Raw genomic sequence first — 18,927 nt, 5'->3', positions numbered from 1 at the left:
AGGGCCGCCTGTGCTGTTCCACTTTCAAGGAGTTTCACCATGGCATTACGCCTGATTCCACTGCGCGGCGCGCTTGCCGCCACCTGCCTGCTGCCGATGCTCGCCAGCGGCACCGGTCGAACGGATGCTCCGCCAGCGGCACCCACACCGCCCCCCGCAGGCTGGACAGAGCACGTGGCGATCAGCGCCGGCGCCGGCCAGCACATCCACGATCATCACCCGGATGTCGTACTGCGCATCGTCACCCCCGAAGATGGCGAGCGCATCACCGGCGCGGCCAAGACCGGGCAGTTTGTACGCCAGGTCTTCGGCGCCAACTCCACTACCCGGCTGGATCCCAAGCATCTGCGCGGGACCGACGTTCAGGCAGTACCCAGCCCAGCCATGGACCTCATGCCCAGCCTGTTCAATGACTGGCTGCAGCAGTACTTCACCCTGTTCCCCGCTGCGATTCCCCAGGGCCGCACGCTGTTGAAGGTAGAGGCGAATGAGTGGGCCCTGGTCTACCAGAAGCCCAAGGCAGGGCAACAGCTCTATCAGCTCAGCCACTTCACCCGCCTGCGCCTGCAGCAACCGGACGGCAGCACGATGGACGCCGCGTACTGCAACGATCCCGGGCGCGAGGCCACGCTCGAACAATGGCAAGCCAATGACTACGCGCGACTGCGCGCCAGTGCCCGCGAACTGGCCGCCGCCTGCGTGCAGCGCTTTGTCAGCAAACTGCCACAGTTCTTCCCGCAGCCGCTCCCCACTGAAGGCAGCGGTGACGGCACGGCACGCGTGCGGGTTTTCAACTCGGCAACAGAACGGGTCACCATGCTCGGCGATGCCTACTGCCTGGCCGACGGCAGCCGACGCTTCGATGACCCGCGTTGGCCCGCCTCCAGCAACGCCAATGCGCTGGACAGCGAGGCGGGCAACCTCAGCCTCGGCATCGCCGAAACCGAAACCCTGCGCAGCCTGAAGTCGCCGAAGTACCGCGAGTATGCCGTGCAGGCCGGGCAGCCGTTGATCTTCGACGCGGACGTCCGCCACCGCGGCGCGTTCTGCACCGGCACGCTGGCGGTACAGATCGTGCCGGTCACCGGTATGGATTACGAAGTGAAGATGGATATCGTCGGCCAGGTCTGCAGGTTGAACGTCCATAGCGTCGATGCCGAAGGTGTCCGGCTCGCAGTGCCAGCCAGGCGCGCGCCGGAGACGTGCACGCGTCCGGACGTGGACTACACCACGCTCACCACGAAGACGCCGCGCGAACCGCTGGACGCCATGGGCGTCTTTCTGTTCACCAACAACGCGTTGCAGGTGCAACCTGCGGACAGGGACAGCCCACCGCTGCAGCTGGCCGACGGTCCTGCCGATGCTGCGCGACTGCAGACGCTGTTGCAGCAGATGCTGGCCACGCCGGGAACCCGCGCCTGCGTGATCGTGCCTGCTCAGGATCACGCCAGCCCATTGAACACGCTGCTGCGCGACTACGTGCTCGAGCATGGCGCGGCACTGCCTGGCCTGTGGGAGGCAGCCGCGACGGTCAATCAGGCGCGCCACGCAGCTCCGGCAGCACCGCTGGATCTGCAGGCCGCCGTGCAGCACTGCCAGACCCTGCCCCGCCTGGACTTCCGCGTGCAATAACCCATCGCCTGCGACGGTAGCGATGGCCCAGGACTGACCGGACCGCAGCACCCCCTCGACAACACCTCGTTCGAATGCCGGCACCGGAAGGGCCGGCATGGCTGTTTCTGTTTCTCAAGGAGCTTGACCATGGCCCTGCGCCGCTTCCCCTCCCGAACCACGCTGCTGGCAGCGGCCCTGCTTGCACCGCTGCTGGCCACCGCGGCAGCCCAGCCGGCATCGCCACAGGCACCCTCCTCGCCCGCCACCGACGCTGCCGATGCGTGGAGCGAACGCGTGCAGATCCTGAGCGGTCCGGATACCGCCGCCAAGCCGCTGCACGCACCGGACGTGGCGCTGCGCATCGTCACCCCCGATGACAGCGAGGCACTGACGCCGAAGGGACTGTCCCTGCTGTTCAGTGGAAATGAGCCCGACTACAGCCGGCGCAACCAGCTGCCCGGCAGCATCATCGAAGGCCAGGCCAGCCCAGCCATCACGCTGATGCCGAACGTGGCCAAGGCGCTGGTGGGCGGCTATTTCCGTTATGCGCCCGACGCACTGCCGACCCAGACCAGCACCCTGCGCTTCAATGCCGAAACCTGGGCGCTGGTGCACCAGGGCAACACCCGCAAGGATCCGCTGTACCGGCTCAACCACACCACCACCATCCAGCAGCGCCGCGCCGATGGCAGCCTGGCCGAGATCATCCGCTGCAGCGACAGCGACGAGCGCGCGACGTTGGGTACCTGGCAGGCCAACGACTACGCCCGGCTGAAGAGCGCCGCGCAGATGATCACCATGAAGTGCATCGAGAAGCTGATCAAGCGCATTCCGGCCATGTACCCGCGTCCGTTGGCGGGTGAGGATCTCAGCGCCTACGCCGATGGCGTCGTGCCGCCAGCACGGGTGCGCGTGTACGCCGATTTCGGCCGGACCACCACCCTGCTCACCGATACGACGTGCCGCGACGATTACCGCGACCGAATCGACGTCAAGTACAACAATGCTGGTGACAAGGGCCTGCTCGGCATTCCCAGCACCGAAGCCCTGCGCAGCAAGCAGGACCAGCGGTTCTCCACGCTCAGCTACCAGGAATACCAAATTCCCGGTGGCAAGCCGCTGATCTTCGAGGCGGCCTTTGATCCCAAAAGCGGCCTGTACTGCACGGGCACGCTGTCCGGCCAGTTCGTGGCCAAACCCGGCCAGGACTATGAAGTGGAGTTTGAGGTGGCCGACAAGATGTGCCGGCTGCATGTCCGCCAGGTTCACGCCGATGGCAGCGTGACGCCGCAGCAGGCCCGACCGACCCCCACCATCTGCGAGCGCACGCGCGCGCCGGTGCGCATCGAACCGCGACAGGAGATGCAGGTCCTGCTGTTCAGCCCCGGCCAGCTGCAGATCCAGGACGCCAACCCGGGCAGCGCCGCGCAGCAGCTGCGTGACGAAGCAGGCAGCAGCGACGCACTTCAGCAGATGCTGCAGCAGGCCAGCAGCACGCCCGGCACCCGCCTGTGCGTGGTGGCGCCATCATCGGACTACAGCAGCGTGCTGCACGATGCCGTGCGCGAACGGGTGCTGGACGCGCCGCAGGTGCTGCCCAGCCTGTGGGAAGAAACCGCGTCGGTGAACCAGCGCCGTGGTGCCGCCGCCGATGCGCCGGTTGATATCACTGCCGCCGTCGAACGCTGCAAGGCCTTCCCGATCAAGGAGTTCGCTGGGCAGTAAGCCGCAGCGCGCCCGTTCCGCTTTTCCAAGGAGTATCACCATGGCAGTACGCCCCGCTTGTCTCACCGCCGCGATCGCCGCCAGCCTGCTGCTGGCCGCGTCGGCCCATGCCAGCGACCCAGCACCCGCACCCGACACCGCCGCGGCAACCACCCTCGCGTCGGCGCCCGAACCCGCGGCCGAACCGGCAACCCAGGCCATGCCGGAACCGGTCGCCGAGACTGTTGCTGCGCCGGTTGCGGCCCCCGTGCTGGACTACAGCAGCCTGCAGCGCATCAAGATCACCTCCGGGCTTGGCACCGGGCCCGACGGCAATCGCTACGGCGATCTGACCCTGCGCCTGGTGATGCGCGGTGACACCGCTGGGGCCACCGCCGCCAAGGTCGGTCTGTTTGCGCTGGGCACGTTGGCCGGCATCGGCGGCCAGACCAGCACCTTCAGCAAGAACAACGTGCGCGGCGACAGCATCGGTGAAGTACCCAGCCCCGCGTTTGGGCTGTTGCCCGCGATGATCCGCGAACAGCTGGCGATCTACTTCGCCGCCCATCCCGGCGCCATTCCCAGCGACGAGCGCACCGTCGAAGCCAGCGCCGGCCAATGGTCGCTGGTGTACCAGAAGCTCGGTGATGCAGACACGCCGTACGAGCTGCGCCACGACGCCACCATCGGCTTCCCGGTAGTGCGCAGGCTGTTCCGCAGCGCGAGCGGCGGCCAGGGCGTGCACTGCCAGGACGAGGCACAGGTGGCCCCGCTGCAGGACTGGCAGGCCGACGACTATGCCAAGGCAAAAGCCGCCTCGCGCGACTTCGCCGAGGCCTGCATCGCCCGCTTCGTTGCCGAACTGCCGCGCCTGTTCCCCGACCATGGGGTGTTGCCGGAGACCGCCGTAGAACCGGAGCCACCGGCAGACGCGCCGGCGGTAGCCGAAGACGCGACCGCCGTCACCCAGGCCTGACCCCAGCCCGGGGTCGGACCCCTTGCCGCAGGCAAGGGCTCTGACCCCGGGTGCATCGCGCGCCGCCATCCACGCATGGCGTGGATCTACTGCCGGGCAAGAGGTCGGACCCCGGCTGCATCGCCCGCATCCCCAACCACGCATGGGGTCGGACCCCAAGTGCATCGCGCGCTGCCATCCACGCATGGCGTGGATCTACCGCCGGGCAAGGGCTCTGACCCCGGGTGCATCGTGCGCATCCCCATCCATGCATGGGGTCGGACCCCTTGCCACAGGCAAGGGCTCTGACCCCGAGTGCATCGTGCGCGTCCCCATCCACGCATGGGGTCGGACCCCTTGCCACAGGCAAGGGCTCTGACCCCGAGTGCATCGTGCGCGTCCCCATCCACGCATGGGGTCGGACCCCTTGCCGCAGGCAAGGGTTCTGACCCCAGACGCATCGTCCGCGCCGCCATCCACGCATGGCGTGGATCTACTCGCCCCAGTACAGCCGCATCGGGTTGTCCACCAGCAGCCTGCGCTGCAACTCGGGCGTGGGTGCGATGTGCGGAATCACGTCCACCAGGTGCCCGTCGTCGGGCATGTGGTCCTTCATGTTCGGGTGCGGCCAGTCGGTCCCCCACAGCACCCGGTCCGGGAACTGCCGCACCAGATGCCGGGCGAACGGCACCACATCGGCGTACCCGGGCGGCCCCAGCCGTGACAGCCGCTCGGGGCAGCTGACCTTGCTCCACACGTTGCCGTGCTCGGCCATCAGTCGCACGAAACGCTGGAACTCCGGCCCGTCCACAGGCTGGCTCACGTCCGGGCGGCCCATGTGGTCCACCACCACGGTGGTCGGCAACGTGGTGAAGAAGTTCCAGCGCTCGGCCAGATCGGCCGCCTCGAAGTACACCACCACGTGCCAGCCCAGCGGCGCGATGCGATCAATGATCGCGTGGTAGTAAGCATCCGGCTTCGGGTCGACCAGCCGGCGCACGAAGTTGAAGCGCACGCCCCGCACCCCGGCCGCATGCAGCTGCTGCAGTTCTTCATCACTGACGGTATCGCGCACGGTGGCCACGCCCCGGGCCAGGCCGCCGCTGGCCTGCAGCGCGTCCACCAGGGCACGGTTGTCGGCGCCATGGCAGGTGGCCTGCACGATCACGTTGCGGCTGAAGCCCAGGAAATCGCGCAGCGCGAACAGCTGCGCCTTGCCGGCGTCGCACGGCGTGTACTTGCGCTCGGGCGCATACGGGAAAATGTCGCCCGGCCCGAACACATGGCAGTGCGCGTCCACCGCACCGGGCGGCGGCACGAATTGCGGCCGGCTCGGGTGCGCACAGTAATCCAGCCAGTCGGGATCTTTCTGGAAGGCGGCCATCACAGCCCCCTCGCCTTCAGCTGGGCATCCAGCCGCGGGTAGACACGGCGCGCATTGCCTTCGAACACCTTGTAGCGGTCCTGCGCCGAAATCGCCAATGCATCGACATAGCGGCGGGTGTCATCGAAGAAATGGCCGGTCTGCGGATCGATGCCGCGCACCGCGCCGACCATTTCCGAGCCGAACAGGATGTTGTCGATGTCGATCACCTCGAACAGCAGGTCGATGCCCGGCTGGTGGTACACGCAGGTATCGAAGTACACGTTCTTCATCACATGCTCGGCCAGCGGCGGCTTGCCCAGCATGTCCGCCAGGCCACGGAAACGCCCCCAATGGTACGGCACCGCACCGCCGCCATGCGGGATGATGAAGCGCAGCGTGGGGAAGTCACGGAACAGGTCACCCTGCAGGAACTGCATGAAGGCGGTGGTATCGGCGTTCAGGTAGTGCGCGCCGGTGGCATGGAAGTTGGCGTTGCAGCTGCCCGACACATGCACCATGGCCGGCACGTCCAGCTCCACCATCTTCTCGAAGAACGGGTACCAGGAACGGTCGGTCAGCGGCAGGCCATCCCAATGGCCGCCGGACGGATCGGGGTTCAGATTGCAGCCGACGAATCCGAGCTCGTTCACGCAGCGCTCCAGCTCGGCCACCGCGTGGGCGATCGGCACGCCCGGCGACTGCGGCAGCTGGCAGACGCCGATGAACTGCTCGGGATACAGCTGCACCACCCGCGCGATCAGGTCGTTGCAGTGCCGCGTCCATTCGGCACTTACCTGCTCATCGCCAATGTGGTGCGCCATGGTGCTGGCACGCGGCGAGAAGATGGTCATGTCCGCGCCACGCTCGCGCAGCAGGCGCAGCTGGTTGGCCTCCACGCTGTCGCGCAGTTCATCGTCGCTGATGGTCGGATAGACCGCCGCCGGCAGCGAGCGATCGTTGTAGTGGGCCACCTGCGCCTTGCGGAACGCATCGTGGCCGGCCGGGGCCGTGGTGTAGTGGCCGTGGCAGTCGATGATCATGGGGGATCTCCTGGGGCGATGGATCACCAGCCAAACAGCTGGGCGAAATGCACATCCACGCGCAGGCCAACAATCAGCGCACCGGGGATGTTGGTCGTGCGCGTGGGCGCATAGATCGGGTCGGGGTTGATGACGTACTGCAGGTTGGGCATCAGGCGGATGCCCTTCTTCACCGCCCAGCCATAGCTGAGTTCGGTGATGATTTCATCGGCATGCGGCGCGCCCGTGCCGCCATTGCGGCTGCGGCGATCACGCAGGAAGCCGATCTGTTCGTCGCTGAAGTGGGTGTTGGACACGAACAGGGCCAGGGTGTCCTGGTCGCGGCTGGCAAACGTGCCGGTCTTGACGAAGCCGGCCGACACGAAATGATCGACCGGCGCCTCGTTGCCGGTGTTGAGGTAGGCACGCCCGAACACCGCAAGGTTGCGCTTGCCCTCGCCGCGCCACACGGTCTGGTCGCCCATTGCATACCAGCCCATGCGTGCGCCATCCTGCGCCGCGGTCGGCTTGCCGGTCAGCGCCGCCGAGTTGCCGTTGGCATCGAAGTACGGGCTCTTGCCACCATCGCTGTTGCGGTACATGCCCAGCCGGTACGTGCGCGGCAGGCGATCGTTGGCGAAGCTGGTCTGGTAGCCCACTTCGTAGGCACTGATCGTGCCGGTGCCCTCGCCTACCGAGAAATCCAGGCCGTTCTTGCCGGCCTCGTTCAGCGTGTTGTTGTAATCGAACACGCCGGCCTGGGCGTACCAGCGATCATCCACGTCGTAGCGCACGATGCCCGCCCACGAAGAATTCGGATAGGCGGTGATACCCAGGTCGGTGATCGCACCGTACGGGGTCAGGCACATCGCATTGCTCATGAACACGCAGTTGAGCGGCGAGTTGTTGAAGTAGCTGTTCACCGGCGCGCGGCCGGCAGTGACGCTCAACCCGTTGTCGAAGCGGTGGCGCAGGGTCAGCCGGGTCAGGCGGCCCCCGGCCACCGGTCGCCAGGTCTGTTGTGCGCTGATCGAATTGCCGATCTTCTCGCGCGCCAGGTTGCGCCCGGCGAACCACGCCCACTGGGCATCGACCTCGGTGCCGTGTACGCCGAACAGTTTGTCCAGGTCGAACTTCGATTGGGCCATCACCCAGTACGAGCCTTCGGTGCCCTGTTCGACACCGCCCACCGGGTTGTGGGCCACGTTGCCGACCAGGTCCAAGGTCAGGTCGATGCCCTCGGGCACGCTGCGTTCAGCGGCGAAGGCCGGCGCGGCCAGCACACTGGCCAGCAGCAGGTACAGCGGGGTGCGCAGGAACTGCGACATGTTCTCTCCCTTCCCGGCGCCGCCGGCGCCAGGTTGTTGCATTCGATGGAGGCCACGCGCGGTGGCCGTCAGGGCTCAGACCATGGCCTCAGGCAGGCTGTGCGCCCAGCAGACGCTGGCGCGTGCGGCGGGTGCCGATCTGCGCCGCCATGGTCTTTTCATCCAGCTTGCCTTCCCACTTGGCGATCACCAGCACCGCAATCGCGTTGCCGATCAGGTTCACGAAGGTCAGCCCTTCGGCCAGGATGCGGTGGATGCCCAGGATCAAGGCAATGCTGGCCACCGGAATGGTGCCGGTGGTGCCCAGGGTGGCGGCCAGCACCACGAATGCCGCGCCGGCCACGCCGGCCGCGCCCTTGGACGTCAGCAGCAGCACGGCGATCAGCCCCAGCTGGTGCCACACGGTCAGTTCGGTGTTGGTGGCCTGGGCCAGGAAGATCGCCACCGTGGTCAGGTACAGGCAGGTGCCATCCAGGTTGAACGAGTAGCCGGCGGGAATCACGAAACCGACCACCCCTTCCTCGCAGCCCAGCTTCTTCATCTTTTCGATCAGGCGCGGCAGCACGGTCTCGGTGCTGGTGGTGGCCGCCACGATGATGATCTCATCGCGCAGGTAGCCCAGCAGGCGCCACAGGCTGGCCCCGGTCCACCAGCACACCGTGCCAAGCACCAATACGGTGAACAGCCCGCAGACCACGAAGAACTCGATGATCAGCTCGCCCAGTGACAGCAGCGAGGCGGCGCCGAACTGGCCCACGGTGAAGGCGATGGCGCCGAATGCGCCGATGGGCGCCACATACATGATGTAGCCGATGATCTTGAACAGCGCGCCGGAAGCACTCTCGATCACGTCCATCACCGGCTTGCCGCGTTCGCCGACGGCGGCCAGGGCCACGCCGAACAGCACCGCCACGAACAGCACCTGCAGCACGTGCGCTTCGGTGAACGCGCTGACCAGCGTGTTGGGAATGATGGCCATGATGTAGGCCACGATCGACTGGTCGTGGGCAGTGTGCACGTAGCCCTGGATGCTGGCCATGTCGATGGTCGCCGCATCGATGTTCATGCCGGCGCCGGGCTGCCACAGATCCACCGCCACCAGTCCGACGATCAGCGCCAGGATGGTGATCACCTCGAAGTAGATCAACGACTTCAGCGCCAGCCGTCCCACGCTGCGCATGTCACGCATGCCGGCGATGCCGTGCACCACGGTGACGAAGATGATCGGCCCGATCATCATCCGGATCAGCTTGATGAAGCCATCACCCAGCGGCTTCATCGCCGAACCCAGATCCGGCTGCAGCCAGCCCAGCAACACGCCGATCACGGTGCCGGCCAACACCTGGAACCACAACTGGCCCAATATTCCAAAGCGGCCCGGCCGCTTCCCTACCACGGTCATAACAACCCTCCCAGGTCGCAGAGAATAGAAAGGCGTCGCCTGTTCAGTCGAACAGTTCGCCGTCGAACAGCTTCCGTGCGGTGCGCAGCATCGCCGCGCGGGCCACCTGCCCGTCCTCATTCAGTTCAATCACGCAGGCGGTCGCCCCACTGGGGTGCTCCACTGCCAGCGTCTGTGTCTGCCCGCCCGGCAAGCGGGCCAGGGCGTGGGCCGGCGAGCCCGGCAACAGGCAGGCCGTGGCCACCGTCACCGCGCCCAGCACGCCGATGGAGGCGTGGCAGCGGTGCGGGATGAACGAGCGCACGCAGATCGCGCCGCCGTCGGCCGGCGCGGCCACCAGCATCATCTTCGGCACAGATTTTTCGGCCACCTCGCCCAGGTTCATCATCGGCCCGGCCTGCAGACGGATCGCCTCCAGGCGCGCCTTCAGTGCGTCGTCGGCATCCAGGGTGGCGCGGTCCTCATGCCCGCTGATGCCCAGATCCGCTGCCTGCAGCACCACGCAGGGCATGCCGTTGTCGATCAGGGTCACCTGCACGCCGTCGATCACATCCACCGGGTTGCCGGTCATCAGCAGCGCGCCGCAGCTGGAACCGGCCGTGTCCTCGAACGCCAGCGGCACCGGCGCGGCAGTACCCGGCACGCCGTCGATGCGCGCGTCACCGGCATAGCTCACCACGGCACCCGGTGTCTGCACGCTGGCGGTGGCCAGGGTGCCGGTGTTGGCCATGAAGATGCGTACCTCGGTCACGCCATCGCGTGCCGGCACCAGCCCGCGTTCAATCGCGAACGGGCCCACGCCGGCCAGCATGTTGCCGCAGTTCTGCGCGTCGCTTACCAGCGCCTGGTCCACGAAGACCTGCAGGAACAGGTAATCGACATCGGCATCCTCGCGCTGCGAGGGCGATACGACCGCCACCTTGGAGGTGAGCGGGTCGCCGCCGCCCATGCCATCGATCTGCCGCACGTCCGGCGAACCATAGGCGCGCAGCAGGAAGGCATCGCGCGCGGCGCCGTCGGCCGGCAGGTCCTGGGCCAGGAAGAACCCGCCCTTGGACGTGCCACCGCGCATCCACATCGCGCGCACGCCCTTACTCATAGCGCAGGCCCTTGGCTGCCAGGCGCTCACGCATCGCGTAGATGTCCAGGCCCAGTTCTCCACGGGCCAGGCGCTCGCGCTTGTCGGCCTCGCGTGCTTCGCGCGCCTGCGCCTCGGCAGCCACCCGCGCCGCCTCGGCACGCGGCACGATGCACACGCCGTCATCGTCGGCAATCACCACGTCACCTGCATTCACCAGGGCGCCGCCACAGACCAGCGGCACGTTCACCGAACCCAGCGTTTCCTTCACCGTGCCCTGCGCATGGATCGCGCGGCTCCAGACCGGGAAGCCCATGGCGGTCAGCTCGCGCACATCGCGCACGCCGGCATCGATCACCAGGCCGCGGCAACCGCGCGCCTGCGCCGAGGTGGCCAGCAGATCGCCGAAGTAGCCATCGCTGCAGTCGCTGGTCGGTGCCACCACCAGGATGTCGCCCTCGCCAAGCTGCTCGATGGCCACATGCATCATCCAGTTATCGCCCGGCGGCACCGACACGGTCACTGCGCTGCCGGCGATACGCGCGCCGCTGTAGATCGGGCGCAGCCGCGGGTGCAGCAGGCCGCTGCGACCCTGCGCCTCGTGCACGGTGGCCACGCCGGCCTCGGCCAGTGACTGGATCAGCGCCGGTGCGGCGCGCTCGATGCGGGTGATGACGCGGGACATCCATCCATCCTTCGTTGGCGATGGCGCAGTCTGTTCCGCAGCCCACAGCCCCTCAAGATCGTTTTTCGTCCATGCCATTCAATCTGGTTATAGTTGTGCCATGAACGCGCTGCCCGAGCTGAACCTGAAGCACCTGCACGCGCTGCTGGCGGTGCACACCCATGGCGGCATCAGCGCGGCGGCACCGCACATCAATCTGTCGCAGCCGGCGCTCACCCAGGCCATCGCCCGGCTCGAGCGGCAACTGGATGCGGCGCTGTTCGACCGGCAGCCCAGCGGCATGGTCGCCACCGAGGCCACGGTGCTGCTGGTGCCACGCATCGAGCGTGCCCTGGCCTACCTGGCCCGCGGCGTGCGCGCCGCCCGTCGCGCCGCGCGGCTTCCGGCACTGGCTGCGGTCGAGCGCCGGCTGACCCTCAGCCAGCTGCGCGCGCTCACTGCGGTCGACAGCGCCGGCAGCTTCACCCTGGCTGCAGCGCGCGCGGGGATCTCGCAACCGGCCATGCATCGCGCCGTGCGCGAGCTGGAAGCGGTGATCGAAGTTCCACTGCTGCAGCGGCGCGGCAAGGCCTTGCTGGCCACGCCGGCCGCCACCCGCCTGCTGCGCTGGGTGCAGCTGGCGCTGTCCGAACTGGCCACCGGCGTGGACGAGCTGGCCGCCCTGCGTGACCAGCATGGTGGGCGCCTGGCCATCGGGGTAATGCCGCTGGCCCGTGCGCTGCTGCTGCCACAGGCACTGGCACGCTTCGCGCGGGCGTGGCCGGGCGCCACGGTGAACGTGGTGGAAGGGCCGTTCTCGGAACTGCTGTCCGACCTGCGCCAGGGCAGCCTGGACCTGCTGGTGGGCGCCATGCGCGATCTCAGCGCGGTGCCCGACGTGGTGCAGGAAGGCCTGTTCGACGATGATCCGGTGATCGTGGGCCGCGCCGGTCATCCGCTGGCGGCACGGCAGCCGTGGCGCTTTGCGCAGCTGCTCGACTACCCCTGGGTGATCCCGGCCACCGGCGCACCGGTGCGCGCACGCTGGGAACGGATGTTCCGCGACAACGGCCACGAACCGCCGGTGTTGCGCATTGAGTGTGGCTCGCTGGTGATCACCCGCGGGCTGCTGCTGGAAGACGACTGGCTGACCCTGATGTCACGGGACCAGTTCCTGATCGAACGCCAGGCCGGCCTGCTGGCCGACCTGGGCCTGGCCGGTCAGGCCCTGCGCCGCCGCATCGGCCTGACCACCCGAGCCGACTGGCACCCCACGCGGCCGCAGCAGGCCTTCCTGCAGGTCTTCCGCGAGGTGTGCGCCGAACGCAGCAGCGATGGCCCTGACGCCTGGCCATTCCGCTATCGCTGAAGCCATGGGGGTCAGAGCCGTTTTCCACAGGAAAACGGCTCTGACCCCACCAACGAAAAAACCCCCGGCTCGCACCGGGGGTTCTTCGTTTACCGCATCAACCGATCAGCAGGATCAGGCTGCGACCGTCTTGGCCACGTCCTGGTACTCCTCGATCTGGTCGAAGTTCATGTAGCGGTAGATTTCCGCACCGCTCTTGGCGATCACGCCAATATCGGCCATGTACTCTTCCTTGGTCGGGATGCGACCCAGACGCGAGCAGATCGCGGCCAGTTCGGCCGAACCCAGGTACACGTTGGTGTTGCGGCCCAGACGGTTCGGGAAGTTGCGGGTCGAGGTCGACATCGCGGTGGAACCTTCGCGGATCTGCGCCTGGTTGCCCATGCACAGCGAGCAGCCCGGCATTTCCATGCGTGCACCGGTGGCGCCGAAGGTGCCGTACACGCCTTCCTTGGTCAGCTCCGAAGCATCCATCTTGGTCGGCGGGGCCACCCACAGGCGGGTCGGCAGGTCACGCTTGCCGTCCAGCAGCTTGGCCGCGGCGCGGAAGTGACCGATGTTGGTCATGCACGAACCGATGAACACTTCGTCGATCTTGGCGCCGGCCACTTCGGACAGGGTCTTCACGTCGTCCGGGTCGTTCGGGCAGGCCACGATCGGCTCGTGGATGTCGGCCAGGTCGATCTCGATGACGGCAGCGTATTCGGCGTCGGCATCCGGCTCCAGCAGCTCCGGGTTGGCCAGCCACGCTTCCATCTTTTCGATACGGCGCTGCAGCGAACGCGGATCCTGGTAACCCTCGGCAATCATCCACTTCAACAGGGTGATGTTGCTGGTCAGGTACTCGATGATCGGCTCCTTGTTCAGGCGCACCGAGCAACCGGCAGCCGAACGCTCGGCCGACGCATCTGACAGTTCGAAGGCCTGTTCGACCTTCAGTTCCGGCAGACCTTCGATTTCCAGGATGCGACCGGAGAAGATGTTCTTCTTGCCAGCCTTGGCCACGGTCAGCAGGCCCGACTTGATGGCGTACAGCGGAATGGCATTGACCAGGTCACGCAGGGTCACGCCCGGCTGCATCTGGCCCTTGAAGCGCACCAGCACCGACTCCGGCATGTCCAGCGGCATCACGCCGGTGGCGGCGGCGAAGGCGACCAGGCCCGAACCGGCCGGGAACGAAATGCCCACCGGGAAACGGGTGTGCGAGTCACCACCGGTACCGACGGTGTCCGGCAGCAGCATGCGGTTCAGCCAGCTGTGGATCACGCCGTCGCCCGGGCGCAGCGAGATGCCGCCACGGGTGGAGATGAACTCCGGCAGGGTGTGGTGGGTCTTGACGTCCACCGGCTTCGGGTAAGCGGCGGTGTGGCAGAACGACTGCATCACCAGGTCGGCCGAGAAGCCCAGGCAGGCCAGGTCCTTCAGCTCGTCGCGGGTCATCGGGCCGGTGGTGTCCTGCGAGCCGACCGAGGTCATCTTCGGTTCGCAGTAGGTACCCGGGCGCATGCCCTGGCCTTCGGCCAGGCCACAGGCGCGGCCGACCATCTTCTGTGCCAGCGAGAAGCCCTTGCCGGTGTCGGCCGGCTGCACCGGCAGGCGGAACAGATCGGTCGGGGCCAGGCCCAGCGCTTCACGCGCCTTGCCGGTCAGGCCGCGGCCGATGATCAGCGGAATGCGGCCACCGGCGCGCACTTCGTCGAACAGCACTTCGGACTTCACCTGGAATTCGGCGATCACTTCACCGTTCTTCAGCGCCTTGCCTTCGTACGGACGCAGCTCGACCACATCGCCGTGCTCCATCTTCGACACGTCCAGCTCGATCGGCAGTGCGCCGGCATCTTCCATGGTGTTGTAGAAGATCGGGGCGATCTTCGAACCCAGGCAGACGCCACCGGCGCGCTTGTTCGGGATGAACGGAATGTCATCGCCGGTCCACCACAGCACGCTGTTGGTGGCCGACTTGCGCGAAGAACCGGTACCGACCACGTCGCCCACGTAGGCAACCAGGTGGCCCTTGTCCTTCAGGTCCAGGATCTGCTGGATCGGACCGCGCTTGCCGTCTTCTTCCGGGGTGAACGGCGCGTCGTCGCGCTTGTTCTTCAGCATCGCCAGGGCGTGCATCGGAATGTCCGGGCGGGTGGTTGCATCCGGCGCCGGCGACAGGTCGTCGGTGTTGGTTTCGCCCGGCACCTTGAACACGGTGACGGTCAGGCTCTGCGGCACTTCCGGGTTGTTGGTGAACCACTCGGCATCGGCCCAGCTCTGCAGCACGGACTGCGCGTTGGCATTGCCAGCCTTGGCCTTCTCCTGCACATCGTGGAAGGCATCGAAGACCAGCAGGGTCTTCTTCAGGCCGTCAGCGGCGATGGTGCCAACGCTGGCGTCGTCCAGCAGCTGCACCAGCGGGGCCACGTTGTAACCGCCCAGCATGGTGCCCAGCAGTTCGGTGGCGCGCTCGCGGCTGATCAGCGGGTTCTGCTCGCTGCCCAGCGCAATGGCGGCCAGGTACGAGGCCTTGACCTTGGCAGCGTCATCCACGCCGGCCGGCACGCGGTGGGTCAGCAGGTCGAGCAGGAACTCGGCCTCGCCCTGCGGCGGGTTCTTCAGCAGTTCGATGACATCGGCCGTCTGCTGCGCGCTCAGCGGCAGCGGCGGGATGCCAAGCGCAGCGCGCTCGGCGACGTGGTGGCGGTAGGCTTCCAACATGACAACTCCCGGGTAATGCGTAGGTTGAAAAAACAAAATGGGCTCAGGCTTGCGGCACGATCAGCTTCAGGCCCTTGAAGTAGTCGCGGTAAAACGTGTCGTTCCAGGTGATCAGGCCGTCGCATTGCAGCAATGCGTGGGCCCCGACCATGAATTCGTCCAGGCTGCGGCGGCTGCCGCTGCGCTGGCGGTGGCGGCGGTGCATCTCGCCGGCGCGCAGGGCCGATTTGGCTTCCATCGGGTTGAAGTGCACGCCCATTTCTTCCAGCGCTTCCAGCACTTCGGCGCCACCGCGCAGCGATGCGCAGACTTCGGCCAGGGTGGCGCCGCAGACCACCACGCGGCCACCGACCAGGCTCTGCCGCAGGATCGCTTCCACCGCATCGGCCTGCGGGCCGTTGCTCAGCAGTTCCACCAGCACCGGTGAATCGACGGCAATCATCACGCCTTATTCCTCGTCGCGCACCGCGCGTACCGCCGATTCGGCCGACTCGAAGCCGTCCAGCGCGAACTTGCCGCGGGCGCGGGAGATCGCATCGTCCACGCTCTTGCGCAGGATGATACGGCTGCCGTCCAGCTCCACCTTCAACTGGGTGCCCTTGGTCAGGCCCAGGGCATCACGCACCGCCTTGGGCAGGGTGATCTGTCCGCGCTCTGCAACAGTGGCTTCCATCGGTAGGCCCTCTTCGGTATGCACAAATTATACATACTTTGCCGGGCATACTTCCACCCCGAACCCGGCCGGGCCCGCCCCGGCCCTTACAGCCGCAAAGGATCCGCCACATTCATGACATACGCCATACACCTGCCGCTGTAGTCTGGACCCGATGCCGCAGGCCGGCCCGCGCCCAGGTGAATGCGTTCATACTGGGGCGCACCGGGGCCAGCAGGCCCGCGGCGACCGCAAGCAGGCCCGTATACGCACGGGCCAGAGCAAGCCATCCGCAAGAGGAGTCATCCGCATGAGCGATTCGTTCTCCACCCGCAGCCAGCTCGATGTTGGCGGCAAGGCCTACGATTACTTCAGCCTGCCCAAGCTGGGCCAGCGCTTCGACATCTCCCACCTGCCCTATTCGATGAAGATCCTGCTGGAGAACCTGCTCCGGCACGAGGATGGTGGCGCCACCGTGGGCCCCGAGCACATCGAAGCGGTCGCCCGCTGGCAGCCAAGCGCCGAGCCGGACACCGAAATCGCCTTCATGCCCGCACGCGTGGTGCTGCAGGATTTCACCGGCGTGCCCTGCGTGGTCGACCTGGCCGCCATGCGCGACGCAGTGGTCAAGCTGGGCGGCAAGCCGGAACAGATCAACCCGCAGATCCCCTCCGAACTGGTCATCGACCACTCGGTGCAGGTGGATGTGTTCGGCAAGCCGGACGCGCTGGACTTGAACGGCAAGATCGAATTCCAGCGCAACCAGGAACGCTACGGCTTCCTGCGCTGGGGCCAGAAGGCGTTCGACAACTTCAAGGTGGTGCCGCCCAACACCGGCATCGTCCACCAGGTGAACCTGGAAAACCTGGCCCGCGTGGTGATGACCGCGCAGAAGGACGGTAAGGACGTGGCCTACCCCGATACCGTCTTCGGTACCGACAGCCACACCACCATGATCAATGGCATCGGCGTGCTCGGCTGGGGCGTGGGCGGCATCGAAGCCGAGGCGGCCATGCTCGGCCAGCCCTCCTCCATGCTGATTCCGCAGGTGGTCGGCTTCAAGCTGACCGGCAAGCTGCCCGAAGGCGCTACCGCAACCGACCTGGTGCTGACCGTCACCCAGATGCTGCGCAAGCTGGGCGTGGTCGGCAAGTTCGTCGAATTCTTCGGTGACGGCCTGCAGCACCTGCCGCTGGCCGACCGTGCCACCATCGGCAACATGGCCCCCGAATACGGCGCCACCTGCGGCATCTTCCCGATCGATCACGAATCGCTGAACTACCTGCGCCTGTCCGGCCGCAGCGAAGAACAGATCAACCTGGTCGAAGCCTATGCCAAGGCGCAGGGCCTGTGGCACGAACCGGGCAGCGCGCCGGCGCAGTACAGCACCACGCTGGAACTGGACATGGGCACGGTGAAGCCGTCGCTGGCCGGCCCCAAGCGCCCGCAGGACCGCGTGCTGCTGGAAGACGTGCAGAAGAACTACCGCGAAGCCCTGGTCGGCCTGACCGCCAACCGCGACCGCAAGGACGCGGCCATCGCCAACTTCACCAATGAAGGTGGTGGTACGGCGGTCGGCAACGAGCAACTGGCCAAGGGCCAGGCCGACATCGAGATCGAAGGCCGCAAGGTGCGGCTGAAGGATGGCGCGGTGGTCATCGCCGCCATCACCTCCTGCACCAACACGTCCAACCCGGCGGTGATGATCGGTGCCGGCCTGCTGGCGCGCAACGCGGCGGCCAAGGGCCTGAACCGCCAGCCGTGGGTGAAGACCTCGCTCGGCCCGGGCTCGCGCGTGGTTACCGATTACCTGGAAAAGGCCGGCGTGCTGAAGGAGCTGGAGAAGATCGGCTTCTACGTGGTTGGCTATGGCTGCACCACCTGCATCGGCAATTCCGGCCCGCTGCCGACCGAAGTCAGCGCCGGCATCGCCGCGGGCGACCTGGCGGTCACCTCGGTGCTGTCGGGCAACCGCAACTTCGAAGGCCGCGTGCACCCCGAAGTAAAGATGAACTACCTGGCCAGCCCGCCGCTGGTGGTGGCCTATGCAATCGCCGGCACCACCGACATCGACCTGACCACCGAACCGCTGGGCACCGGCAGCGATGGCCAGCCGGTGTACCTGCGCGACATCTGGCCCAGCAACAAGGAAATCGGCGATGTCATCGCCGCCACCCTGGGCCCGGACATGTTCAAGCAGAACTACGCCGACGTGTTCAAGGGTGACAGCCGCTGGAACACCATCGCCTCGCCGGACGGCAATCTGTACGAGTGGAGCGATGCCTCCACCTACATCAAGAACCCGCCCTACTTCGATGGCATGACCATGCAGACCGGCAGCATCGACGACGTGCACGGCGCACGCGTGATGGGCCTGTTCGGCGATTCGATCACCACCGACCACATCTCCCCGGCCGGCAACATCAAGAAGGACTCGCCCGCCGGCCGCTTCCTGCAGGAACGCGGTGTACAGCCGGCCGACTTCAACAGCTACGGCAGCCGCCGCGGCAACGACGATGTGATGGTGCGCGGCACCTTCGCCAACATCCGCATCAAGAACCTGATGTTCGGTGGCGAAGAAGGTGGCAACACCCTGTACTACCCCGCCGGCGGCGGCCAGCCGGAAAAGCTGGCCATCTACGATGCGGCGATGAAGTACAAGGCCGACAAGGTGCCGCTGGTGGTGCTGGCCGGCAAGGAATACGGCACCGGCTCGTCGCGCGACTGGGCGGCCAAGGGCACCCTGCTGCTGGGCGTGAAGGCAGTGGTTGCCGAAAGCTTCGAACGCATCCACCGTTCCAACCTGGTGGGCATGGGCGTGCTGCCGCTGCAGTTCCGCAACGGCGAGAACGCACAGTCGCTGGGCCTGGATGGCTCGGAAGTGATCGACATCACCGGCCTGCAGGATGGCGCCAGCAAGCGCGCCACCGTTACCGCAACCAAGGCAGACGGCACCCAGAAGACCTTCGAAGTGTCGGTGATGCTGCTGACCCCCAAGGAGGTTGAGTACTTCCGCCACGGCGGCCTGCTGCAGTACGTGCTGCGCCAGCTCGCCGGCCGGTAATGTGCC

General features: G+C 66.8%; 14 protein-coding genes. 5 read left to right on the top strand and 9 right to left on the bottom strand.

The features are described 5' to 3' along the window. Positions 1–39 precede the first annotated feature (39 nt). The 3 genes from C1930_RS09600 to C1930_RS09590 all read left to right on the top strand — a co-directional run bounded on the left by C1930_RS09600 (position 40) and on the right by C1930_RS09590 (position 4,294). A complete protein-coding gene (locus C1930_RS09600) occupies positions 40–1,632 on the top strand; it encodes a hypothetical protein (RefSeq protein ID WP_159093582.1) in 1,593 nt (530 codons plus the stop codon). A gap of 129 nt (positions 1,633–1,761) precedes the next feature. Then, positions 1,762–3,339: a hypothetical protein gene (locus tag C1930_RS09595; RefSeq protein WP_108771586.1), complete on the top strand. Its 1,578-nt coding sequence runs from the start codon at positions 1,762–1,764 to the stop codon at positions 3,337–3,339. Between the two features lie 40 nt (positions 3,340–3,379). Continuing rightward, positions 3,380–4,294: a hypothetical protein gene (locus C1930_RS09590; protein ID WP_108771585.1), complete on the top strand. Its 915-nt coding sequence runs from the start codon at positions 3,380–3,382 to the stop codon at positions 4,292–4,294. A 472-nt stretch (positions 4,295–4,766) separates the two neighbouring features. On the opposite strand, the gene C1930_RS09585 is transcribed toward C1930_RS09590, so the two are convergent. The 6 genes from C1930_RS09585 to C1930_RS09560 form a co-directional block, all read right to left on the bottom strand. Beyond that, on the bottom strand, positions 4,767–5,657 hold the full coding sequence (locus tag C1930_RS09585) for an amidohydrolase family protein (RefSeq protein WP_108771584.1): 891 nt from the start codon (positions 5,655–5,657) through the stop codon (positions 4,767–4,769). Further along, positions 5,657–6,679, bottom strand: coding sequence for an amidohydrolase family protein (locus C1930_RS09580; RefSeq protein ID WP_108756104.1), 1,023 nt, complete (start codon positions 6,677–6,679; stop codon positions 5,657–5,659). Before C1930_RS09580 ends, C1930_RS09585 begins: the two co-directional genes overlap by 1 nt. A gap of 23 nt (positions 6,680–6,702) precedes the next feature. After that, positions 6,703–7,986: a carbohydrate porin gene (locus C1930_RS09575; protein ID WP_159093581.1), complete on the bottom strand. Its 1,284-nt coding sequence runs from the start codon at positions 7,984–7,986 to the stop codon at positions 6,703–6,705. A gap of 88 nt (positions 7,987–8,074) precedes the next feature. Continuing rightward, positions 8,075–9,388, bottom strand: coding sequence for a C4-dicarboxylate transporter DctA (gene dctA / locus C1930_RS09570; RefSeq protein ID WP_108756102.1), 1,314 nt, complete (start codon positions 9,386–9,388; stop codon positions 8,075–8,077). 43 nt (positions 9,389–9,431) lie between these two features. Next, positions 9,432–10,487: a 4-oxalomesaconate tautomerase gene (locus C1930_RS09565; protein ID WP_108771582.1), complete on the bottom strand. Its 1,056-nt coding sequence runs from the start codon at positions 10,485–10,487 to the stop codon at positions 9,432–9,434. After that, on the bottom strand, positions 10,480–11,151 hold the full coding sequence (locus C1930_RS09560) for a 4-carboxy-4-hydroxy-2-oxoadipate aldolase/oxaloacetate decarboxylase (protein WP_108749521.1): 672 nt from the start codon (positions 11,149–11,151) through the stop codon (positions 10,480–10,482). The genes C1930_RS09565 and C1930_RS09560 overlap by 8 nt, the downstream gene beginning before the upstream one ends. A gap of 100 nt (positions 11,152–11,251) precedes the next feature. Between C1930_RS09560 and C1930_RS09555 the strand changes: the two genes are divergently transcribed. Next, the gene (locus tag C1930_RS09555; RefSeq protein ID WP_108756100.1) at positions 11,252–12,499 is read left to right on the top strand and encodes a LysR substrate-binding domain-containing protein; all 1,248 of its coding nucleotides are present in this window, start codon (positions 11,252–11,254) and stop codon (positions 12,497–12,499) included. A 114-nt stretch (positions 12,500–12,613) separates the two neighbouring features. On the opposite strand, the gene acnB is transcribed toward C1930_RS09555, so the two are convergent. The 3 genes from acnB to C1930_RS09540 are packed head-to-tail and all read right to left on the bottom strand — an operon-like array spanning position 12,614 to position 15,878. Next, positions 12,614–15,205: a bifunctional aconitate hydratase 2/2-methylisocitrate dehydratase gene (gene acnB / locus C1930_RS09550; protein WP_108756099.1), complete on the bottom strand. Its 2,592-nt coding sequence runs from the start codon at positions 15,203–15,205 to the stop codon at positions 12,614–12,616. Between the two features lie 43 nt (positions 15,206–15,248). Then, positions 15,249–15,647 (bottom strand): type II toxin-antitoxin system VapC family toxin, encoded by a 399-nt coding sequence (locus C1930_RS09545; RefSeq protein WP_008267153.1) that lies wholly within the window; start codon positions 15,645–15,647, stop codon positions 15,249–15,251. Positions 15,648–15,653: 6 nt separating this feature from the next. After that, complete coding sequence (locus C1930_RS09540) at positions 15,654–15,878, bottom strand: AbrB/MazE/SpoVT family DNA-binding domain-containing protein (RefSeq protein WP_108749517.1); 225 nt, start codon at positions 15,876–15,878, stop codon at positions 15,654–15,656. 289 nt (positions 15,879–16,167) lie between these two features. Here C1930_RS09540 and acnA point away from each other — a divergent pair, with 289 nt between their 5' ends. Continuing rightward, positions 16,168–18,921 carry an aconitate hydratase AcnA gene (gene acnA / locus C1930_RS09535; RefSeq protein WP_108756098.1) on the top strand — a complete coding sequence of 918 codons (2,754 nt, stop codon included), beginning with the start codon at positions 16,168–16,170 and terminating at the stop codon, positions 18,919–18,921. Positions 18,922–18,927: the final 6 nt, after the last annotated feature.

Origin of the sequence: Stenotrophomonas sp. SAU14A_NAIMI4_8, from assembly GCF_003086695.1 — a bacterium.
Classification (GTDB): Bacteria; Pseudomonadota; Gammaproteobacteria; order Xanthomonadales; family Xanthomonadaceae; genus Stenotrophomonas.
This window is presented reverse-complemented; position numbering and strand designations above follow the sequence as displayed.

Excerpts from the sequence above, each read along its gene's own strand:
- C1930_RS09560 (WP_108749521.1), bottom strand. The coding sequence starts at position 11,151 with ATGTCCCGCGTCATCACCCGCATCGAGCGCGCCGCACCGGCGCTGATC.
- C1930_RS09595 (WP_108771586.1), top strand. The coding sequence starts at position 1,762 with ATGGCCCTGCGCCGCTTCCCCTCCCGAACCACGCTGCTGGCAGCGGCC.
- C1930_RS09555 (WP_108756100.1), top strand. The coding sequence starts at position 11,252 with ATGAACGCGCTGCCCGAGCTGAACCTGAAGCACCTGCACGCGCTGCTG.
- C1930_RS09580 (WP_108756104.1), bottom strand. The coding sequence starts at position 6,679 with ATGATCATCGACTGCCACGGCCACTACACCACGGCCCCGGCCGGCCAC.
- C1930_RS09590 (WP_108771585.1), top strand. The coding sequence starts at position 3,380 with ATGGCAGTACGCCCCGCTTGTCTCACCGCCGCGATCGCCGCCAGCCTG.
- acnA (WP_108756098.1), top strand. The coding sequence starts at position 16,168 with ATGAGCGATTCGTTCTCCACCCGCAGCCAGCTCGATGTTGGCGGCAAG.
- acnB (WP_108756099.1), bottom strand. The coding sequence starts at position 15,205 with ATGTTGGAAGCCTACCGCCACCACGTCGCCGAGCGCGCTGCGCTTGGC.
- dctA (WP_108756102.1), bottom strand. The coding sequence starts at position 9,388 with ATGACCGTGGTAGGGAAGCGGCCGGGCCGCTTTGGAATATTGGGCCAG.
- C1930_RS09540 (WP_108749517.1), bottom strand. The coding sequence starts at position 15,878 with ATGGAAGCCACTGTTGCAGAGCGCGGACAGATCACCCTGCCCAAGGCG.
- C1930_RS09575 (WP_159093581.1), bottom strand. The coding sequence starts at position 7,986 with ATGTCGCAGTTCCTGCGCACCCCGCTGTACCTGCTGCTGGCCAGTGTG.
- C1930_RS09545 (WP_008267153.1), bottom strand. The coding sequence starts at position 15,647 with ATGATTGCCGTCGATTCACCGGTGCTGGTGGAACTGCTGAGCAACGGC.
- C1930_RS09600 (WP_159093582.1), top strand. The coding sequence starts at position 40 with ATGGCATTACGCCTGATTCCACTGCGCGGCGCGCTTGCCGCCACCTGC.
- C1930_RS09565 (WP_108771582.1), bottom strand. The coding sequence starts at position 10,487 with ATGAGTAAGGGCGTGCGCGCGATGTGGATGCGCGGTGGCACGTCCAAG.
- C1930_RS09585 (WP_108771584.1), bottom strand. The coding sequence starts at position 5,657 with ATGGCCGCCTTCCAGAAAGATCCCGACTGGCTGGATTACTGTGCGCAC.